This is a genomic window from Streptomyces sp. NPDC057654 (assembly GCF_042800135.1).
Lineage (GTDB): Bacteria > Actinomycetota > Actinomycetes > Streptomycetales > Streptomycetaceae > Streptomyces.
Window position 1 is genome coordinate 1 of the sequence record NZ_JBHVHQ010000347.1, and the last position, 8,379, is coordinate 8,379.

General features: G+C 70.4%; 6 protein-coding genes and 1 pseudogene. 5 read left to right on the top strand and 2 right to left on the bottom strand.

Annotated elements, in window-relative coordinates:
* Nucleotides 1-62: 62 nt before the first annotated feature.
* On the bottom strand, nt 63-893 hold the full coding sequence (locus ACFU99_RS23835) for an SGNH/GDSL hydrolase family protein (RefSeq protein ID WP_384395146.1): 831 nt from the start codon (nt 891-893) through the stop codon (nt 63-65).
* Between the two features lie 170 nt (nt 894-1,063).
* Nucleotides 1,064-2,482 (bottom strand): tetratricopeptide repeat protein, encoded by a 1,419-nt coding sequence (locus ACFU99_RS23840; RefSeq protein WP_384395148.1) that lies wholly within the window; start codon nt 2,480-2,482, stop codon nt 1,064-1,066.
* A gap of 87 nt (nt 2,483-2,569) precedes the next feature.
* Here ACFU99_RS23840 and ACFU99_RS23845 point away from each other — a divergent pair, with 87 nt between their 5' ends.
* The 5 genes and pseudogenes from ACFU99_RS23845 to ACFU99_RS23865 all read left to right on the top strand — a co-directional run.
* Complete coding sequence (locus ACFU99_RS23845; protein WP_384395150.1) at nt 2,570-4,633, top strand: M6 family metalloprotease domain-containing protein; 2,064 nt, start codon at nt 2,570-2,572, stop codon at nt 4,631-4,633.
* A gap of 341 nt (nt 4,634-4,974) precedes the next feature.
* Nucleotides 4,975-5,736, top strand: a complete 762-nt coding sequence (locus tag ACFU99_RS23850; protein ID WP_384395152.1) for a DeoR/GlpR family DNA-binding transcription regulator — start codon at nt 4,975-4,977, stop codon at nt 5,734-5,736.
* A 114-nt stretch (nt 5,737-5,850) separates the two neighbouring features.
* The gene (locus ACFU99_RS23855; protein WP_384395154.1) at nt 5,851-7,215 is read left to right on the top strand and encodes an ABC transporter substrate-binding protein; all 1,365 of its coding nucleotides are present in this window, start codon (nt 5,851-5,853) and stop codon (nt 7,213-7,215) included.
* Nucleotides 7,212-8,180: a carbohydrate ABC transporter permease gene (locus ACFU99_RS23860; RefSeq protein WP_384395156.1), complete on the top strand. Its 969-nt coding sequence runs from the start codon at nt 7,212-7,214 to the stop codon at nt 8,178-8,180. The genes ACFU99_RS23855 and ACFU99_RS23860 overlap by 4 nt, the downstream gene beginning before the upstream one ends.
* Nucleotides 8,177-8,379: pseudogene (locus tag ACFU99_RS23865) on the top strand (carbohydrate ABC transporter permease); the annotation flags it as partial. The gene ACFU99_RS23860 and the pseudogene ACFU99_RS23865, both read left to right, overlap by 4 nt.

Sequence of the window (8,379 nt, forward strand, 5' to 3'; positions counted from 1 at the left end):
CGGACATACGCACCTCCGCCGCCGCACGAACATCAAGGTGACCGGCTATTCAGCTTCCGCCCTCATCCGGTAATGCCGTTGAGGGCCGCGAAGTATCCGTCCCGGTGCCCGTCGGCATTCGGGTGGTAGGACTCGTTCAGCTTGTTCCACTCAAGGCTGGTCACCCACTCCGATTTCCCGGAGCAGAGCGTGTGCGGGTCGAACACCGGCCGCGCGTCGAGGAAGGTGAAACCTGCCTCCTTGGCGCGCGACGCGGTGATGTCGGCCAATGTGTCGGCCGCTGAATTCAGCGCTTTGCGTTCGGTGTCGCTGAGGCCGAGAATGCCGCAGTCGCCCCCGATCGTGTAAAGGCGCGGATATCCGACGATGACGACCTTCGCGGCCGGCGCGGCTTTGCGCACGGCGGCGTAGGTGCGGGCGAGCGCGGGCGACAGCTTGCCCGTGGCGGCCTGCTTCGCGGCCTCGACCCCGGCCAGGCAGTCCTTGTCGTCCACGGTGAGGATGCAGTGGGTCAGTACGTCGACGAACCCGACGTCGTTGCCTCCGACCTGCAATGTCACCAGGCTGGTGTCCGGGGTGAGCGAGCCGATCTGCGTCTTGTCGACGTCGGCCGTGGTCGCGCCGGAGCACGACGCCTCCACGAATCCGACGTTGGGGTGCGCGGCGTGCCACAGCCGTGGATAGGCGAGCGGCCCACGGCGGCAGGCGTCATCGGGGTTGTCGTACTTCCGGGTGCCGACGGCCACCGCGTAGGAATCGCCGAGGGCGACATACTTCCCCGCGGCCGCGTCTCTCCGCGGGGTGGTGACATCTCTCTGCGGGGCGGCCTGTGCCTGGGTTGTGGCGGCGGCCACGGCGATGAACGCCAGGAGTGCGGCGAACAGTAATCTCATCGAGCGCATGGTGATGCCTTCTCCGATGGTGGGGGGATGGGACACCATAGGATTAGCACCGGAGTTGCTCAATGAATACTCATGTACATGACTAACGGGTCACGATTCGATATACCGCCGAAGAATCATGATCCAATGAAGTCCCTTTTCCCTACGGCAATTCAGCGCGCTCACCTCCCCAGCGCTGCCGCCCCCGAAGAAGCCTGCTCCTCCGCCCGTACGCGGGCCGCGGCCGCCTCCGCCGCCCGTCCCAGCCGGTCGGAGAGGCGCGCCTGGGCGAGCCAGTTGTACGGGCAGACGGGCCGCAGGTTGATGCGTTCGCTGACGAGGGTGCGGGCGGTGTCGGCGCGGCCGGCGCGCAGGGCGGCCTCCAACAGCGTCTTGTGGACCGCGTCGCGCTGCGCGTGGCTGCCGCCGAAGTCGTTCAGGCGGTAGCGGACGGGGGCCAGCAGGTCGACCACGCGCCCGTACCGCCGCTGCCCGTAGGCGATCAGGGCCCGGCAGACGGGCAGTCCCACGCGTTCGGTCATGGCGTGGTTGGTCACGTCGGGCCGGGCGTCGGCGATCCACGCCTCGCGGTCCCGTACGAGGCGTTCGGCGTCGGCGATGCGGTCCGCGCCGACGTACGCCATGACGGCGTGCACGTCGTTGAAGGCGTAGTACGGGGCGTCGCGGCGGGCCGCCCAGGCGTCGGCGAGCGACGTCCAGCGCGGCCCGGCGTCGTGGTCGGCGAGCAGCAGCCGCCACAGCAGGGCGGAGGCGTCGAGGAGCTCCATCGCCAGGCCCTGCGAGCGGTCGTTGTGGAGCACGGCGTCGTAGATCGCCAGCACCCGCCGGGTGTCGCCGGCCTCCAGGGCGTAGAGGCAGTAGTGCCACCAGTTGTGCACGTTCAGGTAGTTGCCGGCCGCCCAGTCGTCGGTACGGGCGTCCAGATAGCGGATGCCCTCCGCGAACTGGCCCTGCATCTCGTAGGTGTGCACGACGGCGTGGATGCCCCAGACGTCGCGCGGGTCGCGTTCGACGGCGGCGAGGGCGGTCTGCTGGGCGCGGCTGTAGTGCCCGGTCTCCTCCAGTCCGAACGCGTACATGCCCAGCACCCGCCCGTACTGCGGGTCGCCCTCGGGCCAGGCGGAGAGCGCGCCGCCGACGCGGTCGCGCAGCCGGGCGGCGTCGCCGGTGAAGAAGTCGATCTGGTGCCCGGCGGCCAGCGCGAGGACGTCGAGGGGGTATTCGACGGTGATCTCGCCGAGCAGCGCGCCCGCCCGGTGCAGGTCGCCGGCGAGCCAGGCGGTGGCGGCGGCGATGTGCATGCGCTCGCGCGCGGTCGTGCCGGCGGGGCAGGACTTCTGATAGCGGGCGAAGGCGTCGCGGGAGGCGGCGGCGTCCTTCTCCTCGGTGCCCAGCAGCCCGAGGTAGGCGGCGAGGACATTGCCCATGACGGAGTGGGGCGAGGCGGCCAGGAGCGCCCGCGACTCGTCGGCCACCTCGCCGCGGAAGAGGAGCAGGGCCTCCAGCGCGCTCTCGTAGTGGGCCAGGGCCTGCTGGCCGGTGTGCGACATCGCGTGGCCGTGCCGGTCGGTGTCCGTCATGGTCCCCTTCGACTCCCCGACCCTCTGGTGTCCCCTCCGCCCCCGCCTTACCGTGGCAGCGGTAGGAATGCCGTCCGATCGCTTGTCATGTCCTTGTTGAAGATTACCGACAAGAGGTGCGTCTTGTTCCTCCCCCGCAGACGGGCCCGTATGCGCGGCGGTCCGCTCCGCCGGTCCGGCATCGTCGTCCTCCTCCTCGGGCTACTGGCCGCCCTCGCCGCCGGGCCCGCCCGGGCCCATCCCGAACCTGCGCCCGCGAACCGGCCGCCGCTCGCCCGCCCCATCGACCCCCAGAACTGGCGCAACCCCGACGACATGACGTGGGCCGACTACCGGGCCGTGCCCGGCGCCCACTGGGCCGACCCCGGCGCCGAGCCGACGAAGCGCACGTTCAAGGGCGCGCTGGTGCTGCTGGACTATCCCGACGAGGAGTTCACGGTCAGCAAGCCGGCCGGTTCGACGGTCTTCGGCAATCCGCAGCCCGCCGCCTCGAACGTACCGCGCGCCCAACTGCCGCGCTTCTACCAGGACTTCCTGAACAAGCCCGGCGAGCTCAACCACGGCCACACCATCAACGAGTACTGGATGGAGGACTCCGGCGGCCGCATCGGCGTCGACCTCACCGGCTTCGGCACGTACCGCATGCCGTTCAAGTCGTACCAGTACGGCATCGAGAAGTCGATGAACCCCGGCGCCTGCCCGGTGGGCGACGTCTGCGGCAAGGACATCCGCGCCGACGGCAAGGCCGCCTGGACCGCCGACGTGGGCGCGGACCGCGCCAAGGAGTTCGACTTCGTCTTCTATCTCACCGCCGGGCAGGACGAGTCCGCGGCCTGGCAGGAGTTCGGCCAGATGAAGTTCGCGGACCCCAAGGACGTACCGGCCGCCTGGGGGCCGCCCTCGCCGATATCCGGCGGCGGCAACGCGGGCTCCACCCGCTACGTGCCGTGGACCTCCTGGCAGGCCGCCGCCCGCATCTGGCCCAACGCCGAGGACGGCTCCTCCACCCAGGCCGAGAGCTCCGGAATGGCCGTGTACGCGCACGAGTTCAGCCACATCCTCGGCATCGCCGACAACTACAACAACCCGTACGGCTCGCCGCCCCGGCGCGCGTACACCGGCATCTGGAGCATGCTCTCGCGCGGCTCGTTCAACGGCCCCGGCGGCCCGCACACCCGCTGGCGGATCCCGGCGACCGAGGGCGCGACGATGGGCTCCCAACACGTGCTGCGCGACAAGCTCAAGCTCGGCATCGTCGACGAGAAGAACGTCCTGCGCCTGGACCGGGACGCCCTGGCCACCTCCGGCCTCGCCGTCGCCCGCGTCACCGCGCGCTCCGCGCCGCCCGGCGACAAGGGGCTGTCCGGCGTCAACATCACCATGAGCGGCGACCGCGAGCCCGCCTGCTCCCCCGCGAAGGACCCGATGTGCGACGGCGGCGGCTACGACAACTACACCGTCGAGGTCGTCGACCGGATGGGCATGGACTCCTTCACCCCGGACCACGGCGTGCTGCTCTCGAAGACCAAGGACAAGGACCGCGCCCCCTTCGCGTGGGTCGTCGACGCCCACCCCGAGGACATCGACATGGTGGACTTCAAGCGCCCCGACGGCACCCCGCAGAAGATCACCATCGGCGACTACCGGCAGCTCAGCGACGCCCTCTTCCACGCGGGCGCGGACTCCGGCAGCAGCTATGAATACGTGGACCGGGCCAACCGGCTGCACTTCTACGTCCTCGACATCGCGCGCGACGCCTCCGGCGTGCTCAGCTACACCGTCGCCGTCAAGTCCCTGGACGGCGCGGGCCCGCAGCGCCGCGGCCTGGAGCTGCGCCGCGGCACCGCGCACGGCTCGCCGGCCAAGAGCCGAGCCGTGTGCGCGTTCCCGCTGACCAACACCGGCGGCGCGGGCAGCGCCCCGCATCTGTCCTCCGACGTCTACCGGCTCTCGGCCACAGGCGCCTCCCGCGGCTGGTCGGCCTGGCTGCCGAACCGCCTCGCCACCGCGAAGGCCGGGCAGACCGTCACCGTCCCGGTGTCCGTCGCCGCCCGGCCGGACGCCGCGCGGCACGGCCGCATCACGCTCGACGCCCACTCGGAGAGCGACCCGGGGAAGCACGTACGAGCGTCCTGCCGCCTCGACCGGTAAAGAGCACACCGCTCAAGACCACACCGATAGAAGGCACACCGATAAAAAGCACCGCGCGCCCCGGGAGCGGACACCACCGCCCCGGGGCGCTGCCGTGCCGGGCAGCCACAGATGCCCGAACGGGCCCCAAACGGAGCTCAGTCGGCCGAAGCGGGGCGGACGGCCAACCCGACATATCCCCCATCACCCATCCCACCAGCGGTGACACGCGCCGGAAAACGGGCACGAACGGGCGCCATCGATCTCTCGGACACCCTGTTCACCAACACCCCGGCGCTTGTACAAACATGCCAGGCGCCCGATCGGGCGTCGCTCCGCAGCAGACCGCAGGGAAGAGTGCCGTGAACACCGAGGAACGCCGACGAGGAATCCTCCGACTCGCTCGGCGGACCGGAGGCGTCGATGTCACCGGTCTGGCCGCCGACTTCAAGGTGGCGAAGGAGACGATCCGCCGGGACCTGCACGTACTGGAGGAACACGGGCTGGTCCGGCGCACGCACGGCGGGGCGTACCCGGTCGAGAGCTCCGGGTTCGAGACCACCCTCGCCGTCCGCACCACCCAGCTCGTGCCGCAGAAGACCCGGATAGCCGCTGCCGCCGCCCGGCTCCTCAGCGACGCGGAGACCGTGTTCATCGACGAGGGGTTCACCCCGCAGCTGATCGCCGGGGCGCTGCCCCGCGACCGGCCGCTGACCGTCGTCACCGCCTCGCTCGCCTGCGCGCAGGCCCTGGCCGACGCCGAAAAGGCCACGGTCCTGCTGCTCGGGGGCCGGTTGCGGAGCGGCACGATGGCGACGGTGGACCACTGGGCCACCAAGATGCTCGCCGGGTTCGTCATCGACCTGGCCTTCATCGGCGCCAACGGGATCTCGCGGGAACACGGTCTGACCACGCCGGACCCGGCCGTCAGCGAGGTGAAGGCGCAGGCGGTGCGCGGCTCCCGGCGGCGGGTGTTCGCGGGGGTGCACACCAAGTTCGGCGCCGTCAGCTTCTGCCGGTTCGCCGACGTGGCCGACGTCGAGGCCATCGTGACCGACACGGGGCTGCCGCCGGCCGAGGCCCAGCGCTACACCCTGCTGGGTCCGCAGGTCATCCGGGTCTGACCGCCCCGGGCCCGGCCGCTCACTTCAGTAACGCCTTTCATCCGTATACCCCCCTCTATTTACCTGTATATCCCCGCCCGAATGACTACCCGCGCCCGAATGCCAGGAGGCTCCATGCCCCTTCAGCACCGACGCCGGGGCCGCGGCACACGCATACGCGTGGCCGCCGTCACGGCCGCCCTCCTCGCCACGAGCACCGCGTGCGCCGGAGCGGGCGGCACCGGCTCCGGCGGCGACACCATCAATGTGCTCATGGTGAACAACCCGCAGATGATGGAGTTGCAGAAGCTCACCGCGGCCCACTTCACGAAGGAGACCGGCATCAAGGTCAACTTCACGGTGCTGCCGGAGAACGACGTCCGCGACAAGATCAGCCAGGACTTCTCCAACCAGGGCGGCCAGTACGACGTCGCCACCATCAGCAACTACGAGGTCCCGTTCTTCGCGAAGAACGGCTGGCTGCACCCGCTCGACGACTACGTCGCCAAGGACGCCGCCTTCGACCAGAAGGACATCCTCCGCCCGCTGACGCAGTCGCTGACCGCGGAGGACGGCAAGCTCTACGCGGAGCCCTTCTACGGCGAGTCGTCGTTCCTGATGTACCGCAAGGACGTCTTCGCCCAGAAGGGGCTGAAGATGCCCGACCGCCCGACGTGGCAGCAGGTCGCCGACCTCGCGGCCAAGGCCGACGGCGCGCAGTCCGGCATGAAGGGCATCTGCCTGCGCGGCCTGCCCGGCTGGGGCGAGCTGGCCGCGCCGCTGACCACCGTCGTCAACACCATGGGCGGCACCTGGTTCGACAAGGACTGGAAGGCCCGCCTGGACTCCCCGGAGTTCGAGAAGGCCACGAAGTTCTACGTGGACCTGGTCCGTTCGCACGGCGAGACCGGCGCCGCGCAGTCCGGCTTCGCCGAGTGCCTCAACAACCTCACCCAGGGCAAGACGGCCATGTGGTACGACGCCACGTCCGCCGCCGGTTCCCTGGAGGCCGCGAACTCCCCCGTGAAGGGCAAGATCGGCTACGTACCGGCGCCGGTCGAGCGTACGAAGAGCTCCGGCTGGCTCTACACCTGGGCCTGGGGCATGGAGAAGGCGTCCCGCAACACCGAACGCGCCTGGAAGTTCATCTCCTGGGCCTCCGGCAAGAAGTACGAGGAACTGGTCGGCGAGAAGAGCGGCTGGGCCAACGTGCCGGCCGGCCGCCGCGCCTCCACCAACGCGCGCCCCGCGTACAAGGAGGCCGCGTCGGCGTTCTCGGACGTCACGCTGGAGGCCATCCGCTCCGCCCGGCCCAACGATCCCGGCGTCCAGCCGCGGCCCGCGCCCGGCATCCAGTTCGTCGGCATCCCCCAGTTCACCGACCTCGGCCTGAAGGTCTCGCAGGAGATCAGCGCCGCCATCGCCGGCCGCCAGTCCGTCGACGCGGCCCTGAAGAAGGCGCAGGCGCTGGCCGAGAAGACCGGAGGGAAGTACCGGTGACCACTGCCCTGAACGACTCGCCGCGGACCGTCGGCGCACCGCCGCGCCCGGCCGCGCCCGTACGCCGCGGCGGCAGGCGCGCCTGGGCCCGACGCGCGCCGCTGCTGCCCGCCCTGGTGTTCCTGATCGTCGTCACCCAGCTGCCGTTCGTGGCGACGCTGTTCATCTCGCTGTTCAACTGGAACGCGCTCGCCCCCGACGCCCGCCGCTTCGCCGGGTTCGACAACTACATCACCGCCGCGTCCGACGCGGATCTGCGCAAGTCGGTCCTCACCACGATCCTGCTGACGGTGACCGTGGTCCTGGTCTCCGTGGTGCTCGGGCTGCTGCTCGCGGTGCTGCTGGACCGCAAGTTCCGCGGCCGGGGCCTCGTACGGACCCTGCTCATCACGCCGTTCCTGCTGGTGCCCGTATCCGCCGCCCTGCTGTGGAAGCACGCCCTCTACAACCCCGAGTACGGGCTGCTCAACGGCGCCTGGACATGGATCGCGGGGCTCTTCGGGGACCACTCGCCGGCCCAGCCGGACTGGGTGTCCGGCATGCCGCTGGTCGCGGTCGAGACCGCGCTGGTGTGGCAGTGGACGCCGTTCATGATGCTGATCCTGCTCGCCGGGCTCCAGAGCCGGCCCGCCGCGATGATGGAGGCGGCCCGGCTCGACGGCGCGAACGCCTGGCAGACGTTCCGCTATCTGACCCTGCCGCACCTGCGCCGCTATCTGGAGCTCGGCATCCTGCTCGGCTCCATCTACGTGGTGCAGAACTTCGACGCGGTGTTCACCATCACCTCCGGGGGGCTGGGCACCGCCAACCTCCCGTACACCATCTACCAGACCTTCTACGGAGCCCATGAGTACGGGATGGCCTCCGCCGCCGGGGTGCTCGTCGTGATCGGCACGATCGTGATCGCGACCTTCGCGCTGCGGGTGGTCTCGTCCCTCTTCCGCGAAGGAGGGAACCAGGCATGACCGCCATCGCCACGACGTCCCTGCCGCCCATGGCCCGCCGGGCCCGGCGCCGTTCCGCCGCCCTCGGCCTGCTGGCCTGGGTCGCGGGCATCCTGTTCTGCCTGCCCGTCTTCTGGATGCTGCTCACCTCTCTGCACTCCGAGCCGGACGCGGCGACCAACCCGCCGTCGCTCACGGCGTCGCTCACACTGGACGGCTA

Bases quoted from the DNA above. Each gene is read 5' to 3' on its own strand.
- ACFU99_RS23835 (WP_384395146.1), bottom strand. From the start codon at position 893: ATGAGATTACTGTTCGCCGCACTCCTGGCGTTCATCGCCGTGGCCGCC.
- ACFU99_RS23840 (WP_384395148.1), bottom strand. From the start codon at position 2,482: ATGACGGACACCGACCGGCACGGCCACGCGATGTCGCACACCGGCCAG.
- ACFU99_RS23845 (WP_384395150.1), top strand. From the start codon at position 2,570: ATGTCCTTGTTGAAGATTACCGACAAGAGGTGCGTCTTGTTCCTCCCC.
- ACFU99_RS23855 (WP_384395154.1), top strand. From the start codon at position 5,851: ATGCCCCTTCAGCACCGACGCCGGGGCCGCGGCACACGCATACGCGTG.